Below are 24,452 nucleotides of genomic sequence, written 5' to 3' on the forward strand. Positions count from 1 at the left end.
TGGGCGTTGAACGCCGAGCAGCAACCCAATGACTAAAAGCTATCAGGGAGTTGGCGGTATGGAGAATCGGCTAAACGTGCTATATCAGGCAGGGGTTATTGATAAGGACATCTGCGATGGCATGAAAAAGGTTGTCGCACAGTTGGAAACGGTATGGGCACTGCCGGTGCGCACGGAGCAGGGGGAAATGGCGCTCACGCATATGGCAAATGCATTAATGCGCAGTCGCCGTGGTGAGGAAGTTGGACCACTTGATGATGAATTGTTGGCTGAAATCAGAGCCTCTGACGCGTTTCCACAAATTTTACAGATCCATTTGGCGCTGCTGTCACGGTTTAATTTGGCCCTGCACCCAAATGAAGAGGGGTATTTATTAGCTAATCTGTTCAGCTTGTGGATGGCGCATAAAGGTCAATGCCAGTGAGTTTTGCCTTCATGTTAAATATTCAAAAAAATGATTATTAGGCTTTTAATCTGATGGAGTCTAGCGGCAAGCTATGTCTCCCGGCCTTGCACCTAAGTCATTCGGTGTAGGTAAGTCAGTTTCCGTACTCAGATTTTTGTCACGGGTAGCGATGTGGCACTAGTTTTCGCTATTGTGTGTGGTCACCCAGTACTCGAAGCGCTGTATGACAGACTCGGCAATGTTATTCAGGGGGCAAGGTGAGTAAATTCGTGGTGGTAGTCATAGACAGCTTTGGTGTGGGAAGCATGGCCGATGTGCCTCAGGTCAGGCCGCAGGACCTTGGTGCGAATACCTGTGGGCATATTCTGGAGCGTTTTCCGCAATTGAGTCTAGCGACACTTGAACAATTGGGGCTCATCAACGCTCTGGGGTTCGCGCCGAACGTGATGAAACCTTCGCTAACGGCGGTGTACGGCAGGGCAGCGCTGCAACACGAAGGCGGTGACACCTTTATGGGGCATCAGGAAATACTGGGTACCCGCCCACAGTCACCGCTGCGTATGCCGTTTTCCGAGGTGATCGATAAGGTCGAGCAAAAACTGGTCGCGGCGGGTTGGCATGTCGAACGTCAGGGAAGCCGGTTGCAGTATCTGTTGGTAAATCAGGCCGCGGCGGTCGGTGATAACCTGGAAGCGGATCTCGGACAGGTGTTTAACATCAGCGCTAACCTGAGTGCGATTTCGTTTGCTGATGTCCGTGCCATTGGTGAGACAGTGCGTAGCTGTGTGAAGGTTGGGCGGGTGATTGCTTTTGGTGGCTTGCTAGCGAGCAATGAGCAGCTACTCGCTGCCGCAGAGGAGAAACAGGGTCGTTATATCGGGATTAATGCACCACGCTCAGGGGTTTATCAACAAGGATTTCAGGTCGTACATCTGGGCTATGGCGTAGATGCCAGCGTTCAAGTTCCACAGCAGCTCTATGATATTGGTATTCCAACGGTGCTGGTGGGCAAAGTGGCCGATATCGCACTCAATCCGCACGGTACCAACTATCAAAATCTGGTCGATACCCAGACCATCATGGATATCACCTTGGCGGAATTGCAAAAACCAGGAGATGGATTTATCTGCACTAACATTCAGGAAACCGATCTGGCGGGTCATGCACAGGATGTGGCGCGCTACGCCGAAAGGTTGCAGGTAGTGGATCAGAATCTGGCGATCTTGATGGGGCGAATGCAGCAGGATGATTGCCTGGTGGTGATGGCGGATCACGGTAATGACCCGACAATTGGGCATAGTAATCACACTCGCGAGAATGTGCCCTTACTGGTGTGGCGACCCGGTATTGCCGGAGGGGAGATTGGTTACCGCACAACGCTGTCTGATGTAGGGGCCACTGTTTGTGATTTCTTTAACGCGGCCCCGCCACAGAACGGCAGGTCCTTTATGGCGCAACTGTGCGCCTTATCTTCCTCACGGCCCGAGAGTTAGCATCATTGAGCGGCAGCATAATTGATGCTACGGGCTACATCTATGCGCAGGTATGTTTGCCCATTGCCGATACCTACCAGCACCGCGGGTTGTGCTGTGCTGGGGCGGTTTGCGGCAAACTGACATCGAATGCCCGCATATGTCGCCTAACAATCTGATACCGAAGCAATACTCACCGAGCTATTATTCGGTCGGTATATCAAAAAGTGCTGGGAACTAAAACGGGCCTATGTTCACCGCAATTGAGCCGATGCTAACTATTCTTCGCCAATTGAGCGACTAATCGATTAACGCCATCACTCATATTAGTAAATTTAGTCAGTTGGGTACGGGTCACTACGACGAAAACCCCAATGTTCTTTTCTGGAATCATCGCCATATAGGTAATAAATCCACCGCCACCACCGGTTTTTTGCATAATTCCTGGTAGTTCGGTATTAGGCGCCATGTAGACCCAGCCTAACCCCAGTGCGTCTGCCTGACCGGCAACATCCATACCTTTTAATGACACCAAATCACGACGTTGGAAATAGAGCGCCTGTTCACGTTTGGCTGAGCTTTTGCGCGCGCTGTTATCAGAAGCTAAGAATTGCTGCATCCAACGCTGCATATCTTCCGGTGTTGAGTAAATCCCACCACTTCCCGCCGCCGCAAGGGTGTTTTCACAACGACTACTGCCTACTCCGACCATCAGACGGTTACATTGTTCTGCCGTTGGGGTCAGGGTGGTGTTTTTCATCCCCAACGGAGCGGTGATTTTGTCACGCAGCAAACTGCTATAAGGCTTGCCTGATGCCCGTGACAGCGCATCGGCCAGCAAGTCGTAGGCCAAATTGGAGTAGGCGGCTTTAACCCCAGGCGGCACGGTGACCGTGGCCTGCTTCATCCATTGCCAGCGGTTATCTTTAGTCGGCCAGGTAAACACCGGCCTTTTTTGTGGGCCACCGGGTTGCTCGCGCGGCAGGCCACTGGTGTGGCTGGCTAGATTCAGCAAGGTAATCGGCTGTTTTGCGTTATAAGCAGGGACTCGTGCTCCCTTAGGTGCGTATTTTCGCAGGGGATCGGTCAATTTTACCGTGCCGTCATCGGCCAGTTTTACCATCACTTCACTGGTCATTAGCTTGGTAATTGATGCAATGCGAATCAGTGAGTCTGGCCGTGGACGCAGGTTGTTACCGGGTTTGGTTTCCCCAAAACTACGGTTTACCACTTGATTGTTATCAATAACCACCAGAGCCATTCCCATGGCACCACTGTTATAGAAAATATGTTCGGCATATTGATCAACAACTTGTGAGGTCAAAAGCTCTGTCTTGGCATCGCTGTGCAATGGAATAGTGAATAGAGCAGCGGCCAGTAGCGGGGCAGTGAAATGTTTCAACAATCTTTTATCCATGTTCAAAAACAAAGTAAGTGGTCGTGTGCTTATAGTAATCGGATATTGGCATAAAACATGCTGAAATTTTCAGACAGACGAAAAATTTACATTACCGGGAAGTACTTGCCGGGGGTCACGCCAAAAACGCGCTGAAATTGATCAATAAAAGCGCTGAGGTTTTCGTAGCCGACATCCAACGCGACATGGGTCACGGGTATTTTCTCTGCCAGCATTTCCAGCGCGCGCATGAAACGTGCGCGTTGCCGCCAGTGGCTAAAACTATAGCCTGTCTCTGCGATGAAACGACGGCTCAGTGTTCGGGGTGACATTCCAGCCCAGTGTGACCATTGATCCATTCTCTGTTTGTTAGCTAGGTCACTCAGTAACTCATGCGCGACCTTTATCAGCCGTGGATCTTGTGGCATTGGTAATTCAAATGGTTCGGCAGGTAATGATGCAATTTCGTCTAGCATCACCGCCATAATCCGCTGCTGGTTCTCAAGTAATTCCCCTCGGGGCCATTGCGCTGCGCGATTTACGGTTTCTCGTAATAAGCCACTTAATTGCATCGTTCGCGGCTGTAGCGGTAAAGACGCACAGACATCTTCGCGCAAATATACACTCCAGCCGTGAAAAGGGCCGTGCGAGCGGAAACCGTGCTGTTGATGAGGGGGAAGCCAGACCACATGTGTTGCCGGTACCACCCATTGACCCTCGGGTATGACGATAGTTAGCAAGCCATTTATTGCCGCTAATAATTGGCCCGCACTGTGGCGATGCGGCTGCGTCATTCGCGCTAGCTTGTCGTGACGCTGTACCACGGTCAATACTGGCATCGTTGTCAGCATCAGTTGTGAAGGATCAATTAAATGAGATTGCATGGCGTAAAAACCGTATTGAATGACTCAGATACGTTATCAAGGCCACAAGGATATTGCTAGTCTGGCATTCTCAGCATTGGCGCTGGATAACGGGAGTCACCATGATGAATTCGCAACAGGCAAAACAATTTCTCCAACAGGTATTTACTGCTTTGGTTGACTCGAGCTATAGCACCCAGGATGTTGCTGCATTTTTTTCGACCGATTATCAACAGCAAGCTGATGGTAATCAATTAGATTATGAGGCGTTTATTCGCCATGTGCAGGTGTTGAAAAGCACACTTGCTAGTGGAACCATCACGCTGGAAAAAGTGATGGCGGATGGTGATCAGATTGCCAGTGTGCATCTGGTTGATGTGGTCAAAAAGAGCGGGCAAAGGGTCTTGATGAAAGTTATCGCTTTTTACCGCATCGAACATGGGCTGATTCAGTGTGTTGAAGAATTGACACATCTGATCCACGGCGAAACTCAGGATCGTGATTTAGGATCGCGAGTTGCTCACTAGCGGGATATCGTTAAACGAATGAAATTCTGCGGTTAGTTGAGCAGAATCATAAGGTTATTCCACGTAATAAAAAACGCACCGGTGTTGGCCGATGCGTTTTGTGGTTAAAACCGAAAATCAATTAGCTTTCAGTCACAGGCTTTGGAGCCACATTGGATGATTCTTTCATGCCAAGGTGGTTGTTGCCCCAGCACTGTTCATATTTCCAACCGGTTAGTTCTTCAGCAACCGCTCTGGCATGGGCCGGAATATCTGCCATGGCACCGCCACCTTTAATCCGCTCAATCTCTTCTAGCAGGATTTTGTGATTATTACGGTCCAGTTTCATTTGCGTGGTGTAATAGATAGCCACCAGTGCCAGAGCGATAACGCCGATGGCAAATACCCCTACGATGGCTTGTACGGCAACTTCCGGTTGGCTCGATTGCCCGGAGACAAAACCAAAGCGACTTAATGTCCAGCCCATGGCGAAAACAATAATCGAACGTACCATTTTACCTGCAAAGGTCATGGCTCCGGCGTAGATCCCTTCACGGCGACGGCCGGTCAATACTTCGTCCACATCCGCCAGGAAGGTATAAACCGTCCACGGAATATAATAAATCCCCCCAGTGCTTAAACCGAAAACTGCGGTAATACAGAACAGTACAATGACAGTTGTTGTTTGCGACCAGCCAGTAAAATAGAGCGCAGCATAGGCAATCACACTGACAATAACCACTTGCAGAGCGATGCGGAACGGGCGAGCAAAGCCCATTTTGACGCAGATACCGATAAAGACGGCGGTGGAAATCAACTGCATTATTGAACTGAAACTATTGAGCTGAGAAACCAGTGCGGCATCTTGACCTAAACCAAAAATAATAAAGTAGGTAAATGCCGATGCGAATAACCACTCCGCGCCAAAGCCGAACAGATACATACCCAGATGCTTGCGGAAAATGCGCAGATGGAAAGTAGACGCCATATCAACACACAGCTTTTTCAGCGCCTGGCCGAAACTGCTGGTGGTTTCACGGACCACTTCGCTCGCTGGGCGTTCCCATGATGAGCTATAAAGCCAGATCATCGCGCAGCACATAATCAGACCGTAAGCGATACCGGTATAAAGGAAGGGGGTTGCAGAATCTTTACCGTAAATGGCAATAAACTGACCGGGAATAAAAGCGGCCAAAAAGTTTGCTACTTTACCGAAAATGGCTTTAGAACCAGTTAATTTGGAGCGTTTGGCAAAATCGGTGGTCATCTCGGTCGCCAATGTTTCATATGGCACCATGATGGAGGTATAAATCAGTTCAAACAGCGCGTAGGTCAGTAGGTAATACCAAAAGCCAAAACCGCTCATCCATAACATTGGATAGACAAGTACCAGCGGGATACCCAGTAAGATAAAGAAGCGACGACGACCAAAGATGCGGCCCAGTCTGGTGTTATAGAAGTTATCGGTGATATAACCCATTACTGGATTACTAATCGCATCAAGAATACTGGCGATTGAGAAAATAGTCGCAGCCTCTACGACTGATAGCCCGCAAAAGGTGGTGTAGAAATACATCAGCCAGGCTCCGCTGATTGCCAGTGCCCCACTTCCCAGTAAGTTGGCACTCCCGTACGCCAGCGTATGCCTTGTTGAAATCTGTTTACTCATTTTTACTGCCACCTCAAATTAAAACAATGTTTCATTAATAATGGATAATCGTTTTCTTTATAAAGGTATGGCGTTTATAAAAATGAGTGTTCGATCACGAAAAAGGGTTTTTCGGCCAGAAAAGGCGCCTATTACAGTAAAAATTGATATGAATCAAATTAGTAGCTAGGGTGGATATTCAGCAAAAAACAGAATATCCATGATAATGCGAATAATCGATAATGCCATTTTGTGACAATAATGACCGTGACACGTGTGGCAAGATTTTAACCAGCAAAATGAAAGACCATTACTAGAATTAGCGCTATTGCTTACAGTGTGAAAATATCACTTTTGTGAAAGGGCGAATTATTGCGGGCATAGCCCATGAATAAATGTTGGTTGCAATCGCGGCTGACAGTGAAGGACGTAGAATGGCAAAGAAAAACCCCTATTATGATGCCAGTAAGCCACACCACACTGAGTTTGGATTTCAGAATCTGGAGCCGGTTGTTCATCATCCACAAGATTTGAAGCGTTGGCGTGAAGAGCGAAAACGCCAGTCGCTACCAAAACCGCCGCAGCAAGGATATGCGCAGTTTGTCACTGATTGGTGGCAAGCGGCTGATTTTAGCGGGCAGCAGGATGCGTTGTGGTGGCTAGGCCATGCGTCACTGTTATTGCGGGTCAGTGGGAAAACGGTTTTGTTTGATCCGGTACTCTCCGGCCGTGCCTCGCCGCTCAATTTTTACGGGCCAGCACGGAGAACACCGGTACCTGCCAGCGTAAAAGAGTTACCCCATATAGATGTGGTAGTGATTTCTCACAACCATTACGACCATTTGGATGTGACAACGATTAGCCAATTATTGCGCCGCTTTCCTAAGCTGATTTTTCTGGCACCGTTAGGGTTAAAAAGTTGGTTACTACAGCAGGGTGCTCGCCATGTTCATGAACTGGATTGGTGGGATAAACACCTCGCAGCTGAATTTGAGTTTCATTGTGTACCGGCACGGCATTGGAGCATGCGTACCCCCTGGGATCGTAACCAAAGTTTGTGGTCTGGTTGGGTGGTCAAGCGTGATGATATTAACTTTTACTTTACCGGTGATACAGGTTATTGCCAGCAACTATTAACCATTGGCGAAAGGTTAGGGCCATTCAATTATGCCGCCTTGCCCATTGGTGCTTATGCCCCGCGGTGGTTTATGCAGGCCCAACATATGGATCCACAGCAGTCGGTGCAGTTATTTAAACAATTACAGCAGCCGATGACAGTACCGATTCATTGGGGGGTGTTTGAACTGGCTGACGAACCACTGGATGAACCACCACAACAACTCAAGCAGGCATTAACTGAAGCGGGTATGAAACACGACAATTTTGCACCGATTAAAATTGGTGCACGAATATTGCTGGGGTAGGGGGGTTCAGTGGGTAGTTTTCAACCCACTGAAACCAATCGGTATTTTCTCTATTTATACCGATGCTGAACTAGATCCTAAATTGATTCACGGCACTGGTTAAATCAGCAGCCTGAGCTTGTAACGCCGCAGATGCTGCGGTGGATTCCTGCACCAATGCGGCATTTTGTTGCACCATGGTATCCAATTGCGCGACCGCACTATTTATTTCGTGGATGCCGCGCATTTGTTCATCGGCTGCGTTGGTTATTTCAGACATAATGGTGGTGACATCCGACACGCTGCTGACGATTTCGGTCATGGTATTACTGGCTTGACGTACCTGGCCGGAGCCAGATGCCACACTGCTGACTGTCGATTCGATCAGCGTTTTGATCTCTTTCGCTGCCTGTGCACTGCGCTGCGCCAATGTACGAACTTCCCCTGCGACCACAGCAAAACCGCGTCCTTGCTCACCCGCGCGTGCCGCTTCTACCGCCGCGTTAAGTGCCAGAATATTGGTTTGGAAAGCGATACCGTCGATCACACTGGTGATATCGCCGATCTTGCCAGATGCCGCTTCAATCGATTCCATTGTGGTGATGACTTTAGCTATCACGTCGCCACCACGTGAAGCATCGTTAGCCGCCGAAAGTACCGCAGTATTGGCCTGGCGCGCTGCGCTGGCGGAGTGGGCCACGGTTGCCGAGATTTGTTCCAACGCCGCCGAGGTTTGCTGCAAACTGGCGGCGGCAGACTCTGTGCGGCCCGACAGATCCTGATTACCTGCCGCTATCTCATTGGCTGCAATCCGTACTGATTCGCTGGTATCACGGATTTGCGCCATTACTACACTCAGTTTGTCGGCAAAATTGTTGAACGAAAGGGCTATTTTTGCCACTTCATCACGGCCTTCTACCGGCAGTCGCTGAGTTAAGTCTTCTGAGCCGGAGCTGATAGCATCCATGGCTTTATGCACATGGGTCAGCGGTGCCAGAGCACGTTTGGTAATGAGGCTAATAATGACAACAGCGATTAAAATAATAATCACCAGCGTCACCAGTGATGTGGTCAGTAACGACCGCATGCCGGTGGTAGCTTGAGCTTTGTCCAGGGCGACAACGGTAAACCATTGAGTCCCTGGTACTGCTTGGGCCAGCAGCAATTTACTGTTATCGCCAATATTGGCAGCGACAGGCTCAGTTGCTGTTAACAGTGTTTTAAGGTCCAGCGTCGGCGCAATATCGCTCAGTGGCTTAAGGGCTAGTTTCGCATCTTGATGAGCGATAATGGTGCCATCGGCATCGATTAACATACCAAAACTATCTTCAGTCGGGTGTATGGATTTCACGTTTGCAATCACGCTGTCCATGGTGACATCAGCAGCCAATACCCCTTTAACGCTGCCGTCCTGAATAATCGGCAATGCGAACGTTACCACTAACTGATTGGTTCCAGCATCAACATAGGGTGGGGTGACCACGGGTTTGCCCGCTTTTACCGCTTGTAGATACCATGGCCGCCCAGTGGGGTCGTAGCCAGCTGGAATACCATCGGGATTAGAAAAAATCGCGGTTTTGTTCGCGTAACCGATATACACGTTGATGAAGTTACCTGCGGCTGCAACTTGTCGCAGTGCCGCTGTCGGGTCTGCCGTCAGTGCGCTGTCTTTTAGTGACACAATCATTTGTGTTTTGGAGGCAACCCAATCGGCGATCCCGACACCATGACTGGCGGTAACGGCGGTCAGGGTATTATCTATGGCACTATTGTTATATTTACTGGCAACCGAGTAGTTAAAATAGGTGTTAATGGCCAGAGAGCCTGCCACGATGATGATACAGGCAGCCAAGATACGTGAACGAATGGAATCAAGCATAGAGCGTCCTAAATAAGAGGGAAGGCATGATTCAAGTAACGGCTTGGCAGAGATAAACTTGAGCTGTGTCACAGTAACAAACTGTAATTAATACGCCATTGTTAATACTTCTTTATGTAACGGTGACAAAGTAGGTGGATTTTATTGACATCTATATTCAATAAAAACATAAGCTTGATTATTCCTTTCTGCTTCATTTGAAGGTAAAAATTCAAATAAAGTTGAAAAAAATAGTGACATCAAAAGGGTAAAATTAGCATCAATGCAGCTAAAGCAGCGGTTTTCAGGCTGCATTGATGCTGAGGGATGGCAGTAATAAGAGGGTGGTTAGATTAAAATTTATACTGCAAACCTATAGCGATAGTTTGATGTTGTTGAGCAATGCCGGCGCTATTAGCTACATTTGCAGAAACACCTGCACCAGTGTCGATGATTTGTGTATCTCCTTTTCCTTCGGCATGCCTGTTCCAGGACGCTTCAACAAATAATTTAGTGTTATCGGTGACGTAGTAGCCCGCATCAACCACTACTGCGTAATAGCGAGAGCCTTTGCTGCTGTCTTTAAATGAAAGTTGACGTAAATAGTGTTCATCATCACCATAGGCATTTACCCAACTGCTGTATTTCAGCAAGGTATTAAACTCAAATTTTTGATAATGATAGCTCCCGGCTAAGCCAAGATAGGGCATTTCAAACTTTTGCTTATAACCAATGCCGGTAACACTATCGGAACCTGTAAATAGGTTATTGCCTTTATTGTAATTATAGTTTCCACCATAAGATGTCCAGCTATTATTATTGCGCTGATAACCGGCCATCATACCAATACGGTAATTGTCTTGCTTTAAAAGCCAAAGCTTTGCATTAAGATCGATTTCATTCGCATAATTTAAATTGGTTTTTTCGTGATGAGACCAATCAGTCCACTTAGATTGCCCTAACGTCTTCCAATCATAATCATCCATGACCCCCTTCCCAGGTGATAATGTGGACCATCTGCGCGCGGTTAATGTTAACCGTGATAACAGATCCCATGATATATCCATTTTTACAATAGGCGTGTTTTCCGCTTTCCAATCTATCTGGCTTAGTTTGTGACCATTATATTGGCGCTGATAAACAAACTCTTGTGATTCTGCATTCAATAACCCCAATGAGGAGCTAATCGTCAGACCATCGTTTATATCTGAGTGATAGCTGGCTACTGCTGTATGGCAGGTGATAATCAGCGGTAATACAGCAACACTTTTCTTTACCCATCTATTCTTTTCCATCATTAACCTTTAATCCCTTTAAAAATAGAAGGTAAAAGTTAACATTGACGGGAGATTAATTTTTTAAAATAAAGATTAAAAGAAAATTAAACGTATTAAAATATTACTTAATAATGGCGCACTATAATGCATTAATATGAGCCGGGCCTGATTACCCGGCTAAATGGTTTTCAAAAATCATTAACTAGCCATTCGTCGGCTTCATCAAACATTTCTTCAACCAACCGGTTCAGTACTGATTTTTCTTGTTTATTAGCATCAGTATTGATGCCATTGGCTTGCATTGGTTTAACCTTAACTTCAGCATCAGGAAACACCCGATGCACCCGCTTGGTTAACTCTGCCTTAATCATTTCAGCGGCGTTGGGTAGGCCGGCGACATTCCGTTTGTCATAAATCAATTCAACACGCATGGCTTTTTCCTGAATGAGTAAATACTGTATTAATATACAGCACTGGCGAGTGGCAGACAACGCTGTTTTACACGGATTGAGGCGAGAAAACGACTATTACTGATTTTTTAATGTCAATAAAATAACCGCAGGTGATTAATTGTGGGGATCACTGGCGGTTATTTTATGTGTGGGTGCTTATCTGATTGTTTATACAAGTGATTTATTTTTCCAACTACAACTGAGCACCGGTGTTTATCTAGATGGGAGCTAGTTTATTTCCAGCCAGCGAGCATCAACCACCACACCCAGTATCTTACAGTTGCCATTGAGTTCGATTAATCGATAGGAGGGATTCAATGGTTTCAAATACTTAACACCAGCATCAACAATGAGTTTCTTAAATGTTGCTTCGTTATCATCAGTCAGTTTGGCAATAACAAAATTACCGGGTAGCGGCTCTTTTTCCGGGTCAACCAGAATAATCATTCCTTCAGGAAAACTGATCCCTGAAGGCGATGTCATGGAGTCTCCTTTAACGCTGAGCCAAAAAGCGTTGTCATGGGCATTTTTGGTCGATTCAGGCCAGATTTCAATATCACGCAGCGTATAAGGCTCTATTGCCTCATACCAGTTACCTGCACTTATCCAACTGATTAACGGATAGCTGTTAGCAACTGATCCGGCCGGTTTATCATTTAGCCCATTACGCGCCGAGATCGATAAACTTTCGGCCATTTTCGCCAATTCTTTCGCCAGAGAAGGGCTAAAGCTGCTGATTGGTTCATTGAGTATTTTGGCAAAAGCAGCGGCGTTGGTCACATTGAGCGGATTTATGCCGTTAAGGAATTGGTTTACGGCACTTTGCCCAACCCCTAATTCGTGCGCGACAGACTCTTGGGATATACCCAGTACTTTTTTCTTGGCATTAAACAGCTCTTTCAGCCGCTTAGCGTCGTCTAACTGTTCTGGCGTCAATGGCTTCTTTTTCATCAGTCAATTTTATTACCGTTAGCAATAATATCCAATCATCTGCGGTGTTGACTATAAAATCACTTGCGGTAATAATCAATCAAAATATATCAGGGAAACGTATGAGATCGTTCTGGCACGCATCACTGCTATCCAGATATGTAGCATGGGTTGTTCCTGTTTATCACAAGAAGACGGCGGCCAGACTTACGGTGGTTTCCGTTGTTGAGCAATCGATAGGCTGAGGTGTCATCACGGTGCCCTGCCTTTTGTGGAGTAATTATTTATGAGTTCAATAAACGGTACACAAACCGGAAGCCACAGTAAGCAGAACCAAAACATGAGAGATATTCAATTAGTCCTGGCGCGCTGGGGAGTATGGGTAAGATATAGCTCCGGGCTGGATTATTCATCTATCGCTGCGGGCTTTAAGGGGTTATTGCCTGATACGTCTAAGAGTAAAGCCTCCTGTTGTGATGATGACGGTCTGGTTGTCGATGGTTGCGTTGCTCGATTAAAACAATACCGGCCAGATGAATATGAATTGATCATCCGTCACTATGTGCTTAATCAATCCAAGCGAGCAATTGCTCGTCAGCAGAAAAGAGATGAAAAACTGGTGCGAATTAATATGCAAATGGCGGAAGGCTTTGTTGATGGCTGCCTGGCAATGTTGAATGTGAAATTAACTATGGACCCTTTAATAGAGAATTTACATATTTATGAAGAAACACTCACGCGGTCCGCAAAAAGTGTATTAGTCTGACATTACTGGTTAGTTTGTTACGCAATTATCATAATTTAAAATCTCGCTTTGGTGAGGTTTTTTGTTTTTTAGTTGATGTGTATTTAATTAAAAATAAATCTATTTTTTATAAAAAAACACTAACGCGGTCCGCAAAAAGTATATTAGTTTGATATCACTGGTTCGTTACATACTGATTAAGAAAGAGGAAAGCCCCGCATGGTTGGGGCTTTCCTCTTTCTGTTAGTCATACGCGCAAGTGTATCGGCTTGGGAGGTATTAAATGAGTGAACAAAATCCACTGCCGTATTGGTGGGCAGGATCGCTTGCTCTATTTTCAGCGCTGAGTTTACAGGATTACATCTTTATTCTGGGTACTATTATTAGCGTAATATTTACCATCAAAACTTATTACGTTAATTTACGGGAAAAGGACGCAATAATTAAAGAAGAGCAGAGACGAACAGAAATTCTACGGGATTTTTTGCGTAATAAAACAGTGGCCGATATTCCAGCCGCAATTGCGGTATGTAATGACGCGCTACACAAAATGGAGAGCTGACATGACGCCTTCACTGCGTAAGAAAGTTTTGGGTGCCGCAGCCGGTGGAGCAGTAGCCATTGCCGGAACATTGCTGGGTGGGCACGATGGTTTTGAAGGACGTAAATACATCGCCTACAACGACGTAGTGGGCGTCATGACGCTGTGTGATGGTCACACTGGTAACGACATTATCCAGGGAAAACTGTATAGCGATCAACAGTGTGATGCGCTATTACAGCAGGATTTACTGGTGGTGAAAAAGTCGGTCGATGATGCGATACAGGTACCTGTGGGAGATTACACCCGCGCAGCGCTCTATTCATTTACCTATAACGTCGGTAAAACCGCATTTATCCACTCAACCTTATTAAAGAAACTCAATAGCGGAAATATAACCGGCGCATGCGGGGAGTTGCGGCGCTGGATTATGGCGGGTGGCAAGCGCTGGCAGGGTTTGGTTAATCGGCGTGAGATTGAACATGAACTTTGTCTGACACCGAACCTGACGGCAATAAAAGCGAAAGCCAGGGAGGGCAAATGAATAGGCGTGCCATCACCACGGTGTTGCTCGCGATATTACTCATGGGGCTGATGGCCAATACCTATCGCTTGAGTGCCAAACAGGTGCAGGAGCATGCGGAGTTACAGGCTGAACGAGTTGTTAATCAAACATTGGATAACACCATCGCTGCCTATCAGTTAAACGATGCGGCTAATCGGGCTGCCGTCGCACGGCAGTTGGAAAATGAAAGGGTATTGCGACATGAAACTGAGGATCGTCTCAAGCGTTTTGTGGCGGCAACCGCAACTGACAACTGCGCTGTCAGCCGTATGCCTGAGCCTGGCATTAGTATCTTGCGTGAATAAGCCGGCCCTTCAGGTGGTGAAATCCCCCTTATTACTGCCACCTGAGTCGGCGATGACCCAGTGTGAAATCCCGGAATTTGTTGGTTCCACATGGGGTGACAGTAGTTTATATGCGTTGGCACTCAAGCGAGAGTTACGCCTCTGTAAAGGACGGCTTGATGAGGTCATTCGTTGGCGTAATAACCAAATCGATAATCCACTACCGCCGTGAGACGACAAGCTTATCCCCGAACGGGGCAACCATTTACCAGGAGAATAACTATGACCGGTAGTAATGTCAGATATCTCATTTTTTATCAGGTGAGCCTATGAATGCTGCACTAATCAGGCAACTGGCCGCTGCCGCATTATTGGGCAAAACAGATGCGGAAGGTCGTATCTATTCAACTGATGCATGGCCGGTAACCACTTATCCAGCCATTTTGTTACAGACACCACTTGAAGTAAAAGAGTCTATTGGCCGCAATGTACCGCAGTTTAATACCATGACCACCTTACGCATTAGCGGACATATCCAACTAAGTGAGGCAGTAAATCGAGTCACGGAAGCGGCATCGGCACTTGAGCGTTTGTGTGAACAGATTCAACGGGCAGTGATTAACAGTTATGAACTGACTCGCCAGATTCAGCAATTTGCCAAAGTGCGTACCACGATGGGGATCGATACCAGCAGCGAGCAACATTTTGCTGAAGTAAAAATAGAACTCGATCTTGAGTATTACCAAGGGCCGGAAGACTTCTTCCCAGTAGAAACCACGCCACTGACAGGTATCGACATTGCGATTGATATGCCTGATGGCACCACAGACCCGCTGATCGCCATCACCCTTTCGGAGTAACCCTATGTTTGTAAAACCGATGACTGGCCGCGCAGTGCGTGACCCGGTCAAGGGCACCTTTTTGCCTGAATCTGGCGCAGAGGTTCCTGATAACCCATTTTGGCACCGTCGTATTCAAGACGGTGATGTGGTGCAGGTTACGGTAAAAACAGCGAAACCTGCATTTTAAGTGTTAACAACGGAGAGTAAAAAATTATGACAATTCCTTTCACTAATATCCCGAGTAATCTGCGTACGCCACTGTTCTTTGCCGAGTTTGATAATTCCCAAGCTAACACAGCGAGCACCCCTCAACGGACTTTGATTATCGGGCAAACCCTGGCGGAAAGCACTTTGCCCGTCAATGTGCCGCTGCTGGTTTCATCTGTCGCCACCGTTGCCGGTTTGTGTGGTGCAGGTTCAATGCTACATGGGCAAATGGCAGCATATCTGGCCAATGACAGCGCTGGCGAAATCTATCTTCTACCATTGCGCGACTCTGAAGCTATGGTTGCTGCCATCGGTAAAATTACCGTGACGACCCCGGCATCAGCAACCGGTGTTATCTCACTGTATATCGCCGGTATTCGTGTACAAACCACGGTAGTGCCGACTGATGATGCCAATACCATCGCTCTGGCGCTGGCAGCGGCAATCGAGAGTAAACCTGAATTACCGGTAACGGTTGCCCATACTGGTGATGGCGTATCGGAAGGCGCTGTTGTGGTGCTAACAGCCAAAAACAAAGGAGCACATGGCAACAATATCGATCTGCGTTTGAATTATTTGGGGAGTGCCGGCGGAGAGACCACTCCGGAGAGTCTGGTGTTGTCGATCACCCCGATGGCAGGCGGTGCAGGCGCGCCTGAACTGGCAAGTGGCCTGGCAAACTTACAAGATCGTACCTTCGATTTCATTATCAACCCTTACACGGATACCGCGTCATTGGATGCCATCAAGGCATTCCTTTCTGATAGCACCGGGCGCTGGAGCTATAGTCAGCAACTGTATGGTCACAGCTTTGCCGCTCACTCCGGCACCTATGGTCAACTGACTGCGGCCGGTGAACTGCGTAATGACCAACATGCCTCATTGCTCGGGATCCATAACTCGCCGACACCGGCTTACCTCTGGTCAGCCGCGTATGTTGGTGCTATTGCACAAAGCTTGCGTAATGATCCCGGCCGCCCACTGCAAACGTTGGCCGTAAGTGGTGTATTGGCAGCGCCCCTTTCTAGCCGTTTTACCCTGGCTGAGCGGAATAACTTGCTGCATAGCGGTATTTCAACCGTGACGGTGGCGGACGACGGGACAGTTCAAATCGAAAATATCATTACGACTTATCAGACCAACAAATACGGTGCTGCGGATGATAGTTATTTGCAAATTGAGACCTTGTTCTTATTGATGTTTGTCACGCGCTACCTACGAACTCAGGTGACCTCGAAGTTTGCTCGCATGAAGTTGGCTGCCGATGGTACCCGTTTTGCACCAGGCTCGGCCATCATCACGCCAAATACCATCCGTGCCGAGCTGATTGCTCAGTATCAGACCCTGGAATTTAATGGCTATGTTCAGGATGCCAAAGGTTTCGCCCGTGGCCTGATAGTTGAGAAAAATGCCAGTAATCCAAATCGTGTTGATGTGTTGTGGACCGGCGTGCTGATTAATCAGTTGCGTATCTTTGCGGTTCTCAATCAATTCCGTCTGCAAGCGGCTGTTTAACCCTTAGCCATTTAATGCACTAACAAAATAGGAAATAAATTATGAGCGATACTTCAAACCGCCTGGCAGGTACGGCTTATGTCACCGTTGATGGCATTACTATTATGGTGGCCGGTCAGTTCAAATACAGCCCTTCAAAGGTAAAACGTGAAACTGTCATGGGCATGGATGGGGTACATGGCTATAAAGAAACCGTGGTGGCACCGTCCATTTCCTGCACTATCCGTGACAGCGGCGGGGTCTCTATCAGTGATTTTAACGACCAGACCAATGTCAATATTGTCTGCGAATTGGCGAACGGCAAAACCATTATTGGTAGCGGCATGTGGTCGGTGAGCACGTTGGTGGTTGACAGCACTGAAGGCACGGTTGATGTGAGCTGGGAAGGCGGTTCGGTGACGGAGAATTGATATGACTGTACTGGAGCGCAGTAAAACTATTTCACTGGTGAAAGCCATTCAACACGACGCAACCAAGACCACCTACGAGGTGGTCGAGCTTAGTGAACCGACACTGTTGCAAGTACAGCAATTCTACGATGAGCAAACCAAGTCAGGTTCGCTCAGCGGTATGGGATTGCTGATTGCCTTGGTCTCAGGGGTGCCGCGTGAGGCTATCAAGAAAATGGCTTTTACCGACTATAAAGCCTGTGAGGTTTATATGATGGGTTTTTTAGCCTACTCCCCAACAGGGGGCGATGGCGCGAAATAATCGCTGACGTCACTTACTATTATAGCTGGGGGCCGGGCGATGCCTGGTCCCTGACCTACAGTAGCTTAATGTGGTGGTGCCAGCAGGCCGGGCGGATTAATAAAATTAAGGCTGGCAAAAATGGCTAATAAATATAATATGAATACGGTTTCTCCATTATCTAAAATATCGCCTCAAATATTCAGTAACTATAAATTAGCTGGTGGTGGAAACACAATTATTGCTGTTGGAACTGCGGGAGTGGAATGGCTTAATAACGGTGCTGATGAGGCCCGTAAAATAAATACAGCGGCGAGGAACGTTAATGCACCTATTGATCAATTTAGTCAAATAAGTGGCGCTATGCGTATTCGAGGTGTTGAACAAATGGCTGCGATAAAATCAACTGAGCAGCTCTACAGCAATTTGAATAATATGCTATGGGGCCATAATGTTCAGGGGCTGGCGCAGCTACATGAGTATGGGTTTGACATTATCAGTAATGAAAATGGCACGGTTGATGCTACAGCAACAATAGCTAAAATTGCCGAGGATTTTCCACAAATGGCACCCCAAGTACAAAGTAAACTGACGAATGCTCTGAAAATAGACGGTAATACTATTGAGTTGCTGCGAGAGGGGGCGCAACTAAAAGATTTGCTGGCTAAATCTACTCTATTTGGCCTAACTATTGATCCTGAGCTTAATATACAATTGACAGAGTTAGACCAGAACACCGATGAGTTAAGTGCTGCTTGGGATGGTCTGAAAGATAAGCTATCTAACATCGGATACGAAATTCTTGTCTCTGATGGCTCAGTGGCTGATGGCATTGGTGGTTTAACTGACACGCTGACTTATGGTCCAGATAATTTTGCCATAATGCGTACTTTAGGGGTAATCAGTGGTAATGATTCGGCGAAAATGCGATGGGCATATAATAATACAGATTTTAAAAAACAACTTAATTGGTATGAAATAACCATGCTTAATAGCGGTCTTATGACTGATGGATTTCGTAAGAAATATCAGGATCATATTAAGCCCAATGATGCAGAGAAAATAAATTATCAGACTGAAAATGCGGGTGATATTTACGGACGCCGGCCAATTAAAATTGAGTCCACTCCATTAACCGATCCTTTTAATCTGGGATCCGGGGTTGAAGTTGAAACTCAAACACAAAACACCTGGAGCAACAATCGCATAACTGAATTCGGTGCTGAAGATCCCTATTCCCTTAGCCCCTCATCTTCTCTTGTACCAGATAATAATATAGGCAGCATCCCTACAGCTGAATCACCTTTTTATACTGACTCAGTGGGGGGCTTTAACGTTAATGCTATTGCTGATGTTATCGCTACCGCGATGCAGAACAATCGGGTGCAGATTGAATTGACGTTAATCGACAGTCGAAGCGGTGAAAGCTTAGTGATCCCAACTCAGGGAGGCAGCAGAATAGCTCACGCCATGCAGATGTAATTCCCTATTAATATCCGTAAAAATTAACCAATCAGCATATCGATATAACCCGCTCCGGCGGGTTTTTTATTTCCTAACGTCTACTACTGGACAGGAGAACGAAATGTCACTTATCAATAACGCACTATCAGCGCTCTTGGGAGGAAGTGACGACAGTTGGCAATGGTCGGAACACCTCCATCAAGCCTCCTTTCGGGGAGTGCCCTTCGTGGTCCTGAATAGCAAGGGCAGTTTTGGTCGTCGTCAGGCAGTGCACACTTACCCTTATCGCGATACCAGCTATATCGAGGATTTGGGGCGCAGTACGCGGAACATTGTTTTAACTGGATTTTTGGTACAAAACAGCCAGATCTACGCCGCACCTGATGTAATGACTCAGCGCGATTCATTGATCGCAGCTTGTGAAATGGCCGGGCCAGGGACATTGGTCCACCCAACCTTGGGTGAGATGACTGTCAGCATCGCTGACACGGGGCTGAAAATTGATGAAGGTGTTGGCAGCGAGCGGGTATTCGCGTTCAGCTTAACCGTTATCGAATCCGGCTTACGTGCCTTTGCCATCACCGGTATGGCTGAAATGAGCGCGTCTGCGCACTCCTCTTGGCTGGGATTGAGCGCCAAAGCAGTCGCTGGTTTTATCTCAACGGTAAAAGGAGAGATGCGCTCGGCCACTCAGGTAATAAAAACCTTGAAAAGTACGGCGGAATTTTGGAGCCGAATGGTAACGAATACTGCCAATGAGGCCAGTAATCTGGGTAACGCACTGCGCTCAACCTTTGGCCGAAACCGTTATGGCCGCTTTAACCACGGTACTGTCGGTGGCAGCAGTTCGGGCGTGACGGAAGCTGTGAACCAGCAAAGTGATACCACCAACTTACCCATGTTAGTGGCGCAACGGCTGGCGTTTATCGTCGAAGGGCGAGCGGCAATCAGTGCTGCCGTGAATGAGTTACTTGCGACTAACAGTGTTGAGGGGCATGCCGACAAGTTACTCACTCTGGTTAACACGCTGCTAAATGGTGGTTTTAGCACACTGGATGTTATCCGCATGATGGAAAGCCTGACAGCGGCTCACGACGACGCCTTCCGAGCCAATAGCAGTGATATCGCAATTGCTGACGCCAGCCATCATTTAATGATGACTTTATGCGCCGGAGGGATGGCCATCGCGGCGGCGCAGTATCAATCGGAAAGTTATGACGATGCTGTCGCTGTACTTGGCAGGGTCAGTAAGGTGATTGATAGCTCAGCACTGGCCGCCGCCGATCGCGGCAATGATGAAACCTACCGTGCGCTGATGCAAATGCGCGAATCTATCGTGGCGCTATTGCAACAGTCCGGGGCGAATTTATCTCGCATCAACGAGGTTAGTTTTAACCGCTCACTACCCGCGCTGATGCTGGCGAATCGGTTATATCAGGATGCGCTACGTGGTGATGCACTAGTGAAAATGGCGAATCCGATTCATCCGGCATTTATGCCAATTCGATTTAGGGCATTGAATCTATGAATAATAAAATGCCAAGTGATGACTTAACACTGGAGGTAGGTGGCAGAGCGATCACCGGTTGGAGCAAAGTTCAGGTCACGCGGAGCATTGAAAAATTACCCAGTAGCTTTGAGTTATCGCTGATGGATCGTTATCCCGCCAGTGGAGGGCAGCAGTGGATTAACCCTGGTGCTCCTTGCGTGGTTAAGTTGGGTAATGATGCCGTGTTAAACGGCTATATTGACAGTTGGGATTGCGCCATTGCGGCCACAACGCACCAAGTCAGTGCCTCGGGGCGTGGTAAGTGCCAGGATCTGGTGGATTGCTCCGCTGAGTGGACAAACAGCGTAATTAGCCAGTCCACGGTGTTGCAGATTGCGCAAAAGCTGTCCGAACCTTACGGCATCAAAGTGACCTCTGATATTACTGATATGACCATTGTGCCGAAATTCACCCTGAATTGGGGGGAAACGGCGCAAGCGGTTATTGATCATGTCACGCGTTCCGCTGCATTGCTCTATTACGACCAGCCGGATGGCAACTTATATCTGACCCGCGCTGGAATGCATAAAGCTGCAAGTGGTGTGGCACAGGGCATCAATATTCTTAGTGCCAATCTTCATACCGATATCAATCAACGCTTTGTTGATTACACCGGCGTGGTGCTCTCTTCCAATGCCGCAGCCAGGCATTCTGCCTCGGGTGGGGATAACACCTCGGTGCGAGCTACCACGCGAGACACACTATTGGCCGAACAATTTCCGGCCCGCCATCGTAACCGGGTCATTATCGTCGAAAGTACCGTGAACTCGCCACATTTGCTGAAAGATTGCATCGAATGGGAAATGAACCGCCGCTCTGGTCGCGCCAACGTCTTGACAGTGCAAGTTGACAGTTGGCGCGATCGCGATGGCCGGCTATGGGAAGTTAATACATTGATTCCCATTACTATTCCAGCATTTGGGCTTAATGATGAGCTGTGGCTACTCTCGGAAGTGGTTTATGCCAAAGATGAGAAAGGGACGACGAGCAAAATGACCCTGATGCCACCTGCTGCCTTCACATTCCAGCCTTACAACATTAAGTGATATAGGGGCTAACTATGAATGACCTAACCGGGCAAATTTCGACCCTGTACCGGCAGATAAAAATGCTGTTGGGACTCGGGCGAGTGAGTGCCGTTGACGACAGTGACGGGATACAAACTGTGCAGTATCAAACCCAACTGGAAGTCCACTCTGATACCCCCAGGCTGGCTGAGTTTGGTTTTTCATCGGGATTGCCCGCTGGCAGTGACGTGGTTATCGGTTTTCTGGGCGGGGACCGATCCAACGGCCTGATCATCGCCTCCAACCATCCGGCTTATCGCCATTCAGGACTAACAGCCGGAGAAACGGTGATTTATTCCCAGTGGGGGCAATTTATCAAACTGACGGAAAGTGGGGTAATCATTGAGGCTAACAATCAGCCGGTGACAATCAATAATGCTACCGCGGTGACGGTAAACGCATCGGTAAAAGTAAGGCTGAATACGCCGTTACTCGAGGTTAGCGGCGATATTGTTGATAACGCAGACAGCAATAACATCACGCTGAAAACCTTACGTGACGCCTATAACAGCCACAACCATCAACTCAAAAATGTACAGTCGGGCAGCGCGACCCTTACCAGTGAGACGCCCGCTAAGGTGGTGCAATGACAACAGATATTAAAACGGTTTGGGATGTCGATGCCTCATTGGGGGATTGGCAGACAGGTCGCGGGGGAGTGCTGGATGGCGATGATTTGCATACCGCTATTTTACTGAGTTTGTTTACTGACCGTCTGGCGCGAATTGATGATGCTATTGATGGCGATGATCGCCGCGGCTGGTGGGGGGACAGCGGGGCGCTATCAGCTATTGGTTCGCGGTTGTGGTTATTGCGGCGGGAAAAACTTACCACTCAGGTTGCGATCAAAGCCGAGGACTACGCGGCAGAAGCATTGGCGTGGCTGACCGAGGATAGTGTTGTGGCGGCCATAAACACCCGGGCACAAATAATTTACCCCAATACATTGCTGTTGATTATTGCTTACCAACAACCGGGTAAAGCCCAATCTTCAGTGAAATTTTCATGGGTATGGGAGGAGTAATTCATGCCATTTAATCGACCCACGTTAAGTGAATTGCGACAACGCAATCAGTCTTATATTCAATCGGAACTGAAAACCGGCGGCAACTTACTGCGTTTCTCCAATATTGGCGTTATCAGTGACGCAGATGCGGGGATGGCACACCTGCACTATGGCTATCTGGATTATATCGCCCAGCAAGCCACGCCATACCATGCCACCGACGAGTACCTTGCGGCTTGGGCGGCACTGAAAGACGTGTTTCGTAAAGCAGCAAATCCGGCTACTGCGACTGACGTTCGCTTTAGTGGGATAGCCGGACGAACTATTCCTGCTGGCCGCTTGCTTAATCGGGCCGACGGCTATCAGTATCGGCTTGATAATGAAGTGAAGATTTCTCCAGATGGCCACGTCCTGGGAGCTATTACTGCCATTTTACCCCGTCCATTAGAGGATGCGACTGGCGGCGGTAGCCGGGGTAACAGTGCGGCTGGCACCCTGCTGACGCTAGATATTGCTATTGATGGTGTTCAGGCCACCGCCACGGCACTGAGTAAAATTTCCGGCGGTGCGGATATTGAATCTGAGGATGCATTTCGTTCCCGTATGCTATTGGCTTACCAGAATATCCCGCAAGGTGGTAATGATACCGACTATCAATCTTGGGCATTAAGGGTACCGGGAGTGACCCGTTGTTGGGTAAAACGGCGGCTGATGGGGGCAGGGACTGTCGGGGTTTATATTATGTGCGATGACAACGACCACGACGGTTTTCCGCAAGGTAGCGACGGTATTTCATCTCTGGAATCATGGGGTGCGGTAAAAGCCACTGGTGATCAACAGCGGGTGGCAGATAATATTTATCCACAGCAACCGATCATCGCGCTGGTCTATGTTTGTGCGCCAGTTGCACAACCCATTGATTTTATTATTAGTGGGATATCGCATGCCGACAGTGCTACCACGACCGCCATCAATGCCGCTATCGATGAGGTGTTTTTCAGCGAAGGTGAACCCGGTGGCAAAATCTTGTGGTCATCACTATTACTGGCAATTGGTGAGATCCCGGGAACCGGGGGCTTTATTATGCAATCTCCGGCGGCCAATATTGAGTTACAAACTGGCAAACTCCCCATTAGGGGTACGGTGAGCTACCTATGAGTCGCTACTCTGTCAGTGAATATACCACCGCTTTGCAAGCATTAATGCCGATGGGATTAGTCTGGCCACGGCGACCGGATGGTGTGCAGACTGATGTCTTGCGGGCGCTGGCGAATGCGTATCAGCGTAGCGATGAAGATGCGCAAGATTTGCTGTCTGCGGCATTCCCGGCAACGGCGACGGCTATGTTACCTGAGTGGGAAGCCACTGTGGGGCTACCGGATCTATGTGCCATTGGTGAAGTAGACAGCATGATCCAGCGCCAGCGGGCAGTGGTGTCGAAATTGTTTGGCATCGGCGGCCAGTCTGCGGCCTATTTTATCCGTGTGGCCAAGGCATTGGGTTACTCCATTGCTATCACCCAATACCGACAAGCATGCGCAGGTATGTCGGTATGTCGTGATGCATTGAACGGTGACGAGTGGCCATTCACGTGGTTGATTACTGCACCCGAAACCACGCTTCATTATGCTCAATGTGGCCTCACTTATTGCAATGATCCGCTGCGGTCATGGGGAAATAAACAACTTGAATGCCGGTTTGCGGTGTTAAATCCGTCTCATAGCATTCTGAAGTTTGGCTACGTTAGCTAACTAATCAATTTCTAT

At 47.9% G+C, this 24,452-nt stretch carries 28 protein-coding genes; 21 read left to right on the forward strand and 7 right to left on the reverse strand.

What is annotated here, in order from left to right:
* The first annotated feature begins 58 nt into the window (after positions 1–58).
* Both A6J66_002265 and A6J66_002270 read left to right on the forward strand, forming a co-directional pair.
* The gene (locus A6J66_002265) at positions 59–424 is read left to right on the forward strand and encodes a PRD domain-containing protein (GenBank protein ID PNM23113.1); all 366 of its coding nucleotides are present in this window, start codon (positions 59–61) and stop codon (positions 422–424) included.
* Positions 425–663: 239 nt separating this feature from the next.
* Positions 664–1,899, forward strand: a complete 1,236-nt coding sequence (locus tag A6J66_002270; protein PNM23114.1) for a phosphopentomutase — start codon at positions 664–666, stop codon at positions 1,897–1,899.
* A gap of 253 nt (positions 1,900–2,152) precedes the next feature.
* Here the strand turns inward: A6J66_002270 and A6J66_002275 are convergent, their stop codons facing one another.
* Both A6J66_002275 and A6J66_002280 read right to left on the reverse strand, forming a co-directional pair.
* The gene (locus tag A6J66_002275; GenBank protein ID PNM23115.1) at positions 2,153–3,295 is read right to left on the reverse strand and encodes a D-alanyl-D-alanine-carboxypeptidase/endopeptidase AmpH; all 1,143 of its coding nucleotides are present in this window, start codon (positions 3,293–3,295) and stop codon (positions 2,153–2,155) included.
* An 86-nt stretch (positions 3,296–3,381) separates the two neighbouring features.
* The gene (locus A6J66_002280) at positions 3,382–4,113 is read right to left on the reverse strand and encodes an AraC family transcriptional regulator (protein PNM26869.1); all 732 of its coding nucleotides are present in this window, start codon (positions 4,111–4,113) and stop codon (positions 3,382–3,384) included.
* Between the two features lie 146 nt (positions 4,114–4,259).
* Here A6J66_002280 and A6J66_002285 point away from each other — a divergent pair, with 146 nt between their 5' ends.
* Positions 4,260–4,664 carry a nuclear transport factor 2 family protein gene (locus A6J66_002285; GenBank protein ID PNM23116.1) on the forward strand — a complete coding sequence of 135 codons (405 nt, stop codon included), beginning with the start codon at positions 4,260–4,262 and terminating at the stop codon, positions 4,662–4,664.
* A 121-nt stretch (positions 4,665–4,785) separates the two neighbouring features.
* On the opposite strand, the gene A6J66_002290 is transcribed toward A6J66_002285, so the two are convergent.
* The gene (locus A6J66_002290) at positions 4,786–6,312 is read right to left on the reverse strand and encodes an MFS transporter (protein PNM23117.1); all 1,527 of its coding nucleotides are present in this window, start codon (positions 6,310–6,312) and stop codon (positions 4,786–4,788) included.
* 374 nt (positions 6,313–6,686) lie between these two features.
* On the opposite strand from A6J66_002290, the gene A6J66_002295 reads away from it, so the two are divergent.
* Positions 6,687–7,715 (forward strand): MBL fold metallo-hydrolase, encoded by a 1,029-nt coding sequence (locus A6J66_002295; protein ID PNM23118.1) that lies wholly within the window; start codon positions 6,687–6,689, stop codon positions 7,713–7,715.
* 70 nt (positions 7,716–7,785) lie between these two features.
* Here the strand turns inward: A6J66_002295 and A6J66_002300 are convergent, their stop codons facing one another.
* From A6J66_002300 to A6J66_002315, 4 genes are all read right to left on the reverse strand, one after another.
* Positions 7,786–9,573 (reverse strand): methyl-accepting chemotaxis protein, encoded by a 1,788-nt coding sequence (locus A6J66_002300; GenBank protein PNM23119.1) that lies wholly within the window; start codon positions 9,571–9,573, stop codon positions 7,786–7,788.
* A gap of 332 nt (positions 9,574–9,905) precedes the next feature.
* Positions 9,906–10,850, reverse strand: coding sequence for a protease (locus A6J66_002305; GenBank protein ID PNM23120.1), 945 nt, complete (start codon positions 10,848–10,850; stop codon positions 9,906–9,908).
* 167 nt (positions 10,851–11,017) lie between these two features.
* Positions 11,018–11,260, reverse strand: coding sequence for a DinI family protein (locus tag A6J66_002310; protein ID PNM23121.1), 243 nt, complete (start codon positions 11,258–11,260; stop codon positions 11,018–11,020).
* Positions 11,261–11,509: 249 nt separating this feature from the next.
* On the reverse strand, positions 11,510–12,232 hold the full coding sequence (locus tag A6J66_002315; protein PNM23122.1) for a helix-turn-helix domain-containing protein: 723 nt from the start codon (positions 12,230–12,232) through the stop codon (positions 11,510–11,512).
* A gap of 265 nt (positions 12,233–12,497) precedes the next feature.
* Here A6J66_002315 and A6J66_002320 point away from each other — a divergent pair, with 265 nt between their 5' ends.
* The 17 genes from A6J66_002320 (at position 12,498) to A6J66_002400 (ending at position 24,437) form a co-directional block, all read left to right on the forward strand.
* Positions 12,498–12,977 carry an antitermination protein Q gene (locus tag A6J66_002320; GenBank protein ID PNM23123.1) on the forward strand — a complete coding sequence of 160 codons (480 nt, stop codon included), beginning with the start codon at positions 12,498–12,500 and terminating at the stop codon, positions 12,975–12,977.
* A gap of 262 nt (positions 12,978–13,239) precedes the next feature.
* Positions 13,240–13,518: a hypothetical protein gene (locus A6J66_002325; protein ID PNM23124.1), complete on the forward strand. Its 279-nt coding sequence runs from the start codon at positions 13,240–13,242 to the stop codon at positions 13,516–13,518.
* 1 nt (position 13,519) lies between these two features.
* Positions 13,520–14,041, forward strand: coding sequence for a lysozyme (locus tag A6J66_002330; GenBank protein ID PNM23125.1), 522 nt, complete (start codon positions 13,520–13,522; stop codon positions 14,039–14,041).
* Complete coding sequence (locus A6J66_002335) at positions 14,038–14,367, forward strand: DUF2570 domain-containing protein (protein ID PNM23126.1); 330 nt, start codon at positions 14,038–14,040, stop codon at positions 14,365–14,367. The genes A6J66_002330 and A6J66_002335 overlap by 4 nt, the downstream gene beginning before the upstream one ends.
* On the forward strand, positions 14,360–14,578 hold the full coding sequence (locus A6J66_002340) for a hypothetical protein (GenBank protein PNM23127.1): 219 nt from the start codon (positions 14,360–14,362) through the stop codon (positions 14,576–14,578). Before A6J66_002335 ends, A6J66_002340 begins: the two co-directional genes overlap by 8 nt.
* 97 nt (positions 14,579–14,675) lie before the next feature.
* Positions 14,676–15,206, forward strand: a complete 531-nt coding sequence (locus A6J66_002345) for an ATP-binding protein (GenBank protein ID PNM23128.1) — start codon at positions 14,676–14,678, stop codon at positions 15,204–15,206.
* 4 nt (positions 15,207–15,210) lie between these two features.
* Positions 15,211–15,375 (forward strand): DUF2635 domain-containing protein, encoded by a 165-nt coding sequence (locus A6J66_002350; protein PNM23129.1) that lies wholly within the window; start codon positions 15,211–15,213, stop codon positions 15,373–15,375.
* A gap of 26 nt (positions 15,376–15,401) precedes the next feature.
* Complete coding sequence (locus tag A6J66_002355) at positions 15,402–16,910, forward strand: phage tail protein (protein PNM23130.1); 1,509 nt, start codon at positions 15,402–15,404, stop codon at positions 16,908–16,910.
* A 41-nt stretch (positions 16,911–16,951) separates the two neighbouring features.
* Entirely contained in the window at positions 16,952–17,320 is a 369-nt protein-coding gene (locus A6J66_002360) for a phage tail protein (protein ID PNM23131.1), read from the forward strand.
* A 1-nt stretch (position 17,321) separates the two neighbouring features.
* Complete coding sequence (locus A6J66_002365; GenBank protein ID PNM23132.1) at positions 17,322–17,621, forward strand: phage tail assembly protein; 300 nt, start codon at positions 17,322–17,324, stop codon at positions 17,619–17,621.
* 120 nt (positions 17,622–17,741) lie between these two features.
* A complete protein-coding gene (locus tag A6J66_002370) occupies positions 17,742–19,082 on the forward strand; it encodes a chemotaxis protein (GenBank protein PNM23133.1) in 1,341 nt (446 codons plus the stop codon).
* A 103-nt stretch (positions 19,083–19,185) separates the two neighbouring features.
* Positions 19,186–20,592, forward strand: coding sequence for a hypothetical protein (locus tag A6J66_002375; protein PNM23134.1), 1,407 nt, complete (start codon positions 19,186–19,188; stop codon positions 20,590–20,592).
* Positions 20,589–21,659, forward strand: a complete 1,071-nt coding sequence (locus tag A6J66_002380; protein PNM23135.1) for a phage tail protein — start codon at positions 20,589–20,591, stop codon at positions 21,657–21,659. The genes A6J66_002375 and A6J66_002380 overlap by 4 nt, the downstream gene beginning before the upstream one ends.
* 14 nt (positions 21,660–21,673) lie before the next feature.
* Entirely contained in the window at positions 21,674–22,270 is a 597-nt protein-coding gene (locus A6J66_002385) for a baseplate assembly protein (GenBank protein PNM23136.1), read from the forward strand.
* Positions 22,267–22,704, forward strand: coding sequence for a hypothetical protein (locus A6J66_002390; protein ID PNM23137.1), 438 nt, complete (start codon positions 22,267–22,269; stop codon positions 22,702–22,704). The genes A6J66_002385 and A6J66_002390 overlap by 4 nt, the downstream gene beginning before the upstream one ends.
* 3 nt (positions 22,705–22,707) lie before the next feature.
* Positions 22,708–23,844: a phage baseplate protein gene (locus A6J66_002395; protein ID PNM23138.1), complete on the forward strand. Its 1,137-nt coding sequence runs from the start codon at positions 22,708–22,710 to the stop codon at positions 23,842–23,844.
* Entirely contained in the window at positions 23,841–24,437 is a 597-nt protein-coding gene (locus A6J66_002400; GenBank protein ID PNM23139.1) for a DUF2313 domain-containing protein, read from the forward strand. Before A6J66_002395 ends, A6J66_002400 begins: the two co-directional genes overlap by 4 nt.
* Positions 24,438–24,452 lie beyond the last annotated feature (15 nt).

The organism is Yersinia enterocolitica (genome assembly GCA_002082245.2).
In the GTDB taxonomy this organism is placed as follows: Bacteria; Pseudomonadota; Gammaproteobacteria; order Enterobacterales; family Enterobacteriaceae; genus Yersinia; species Yersinia enterocolitica_E.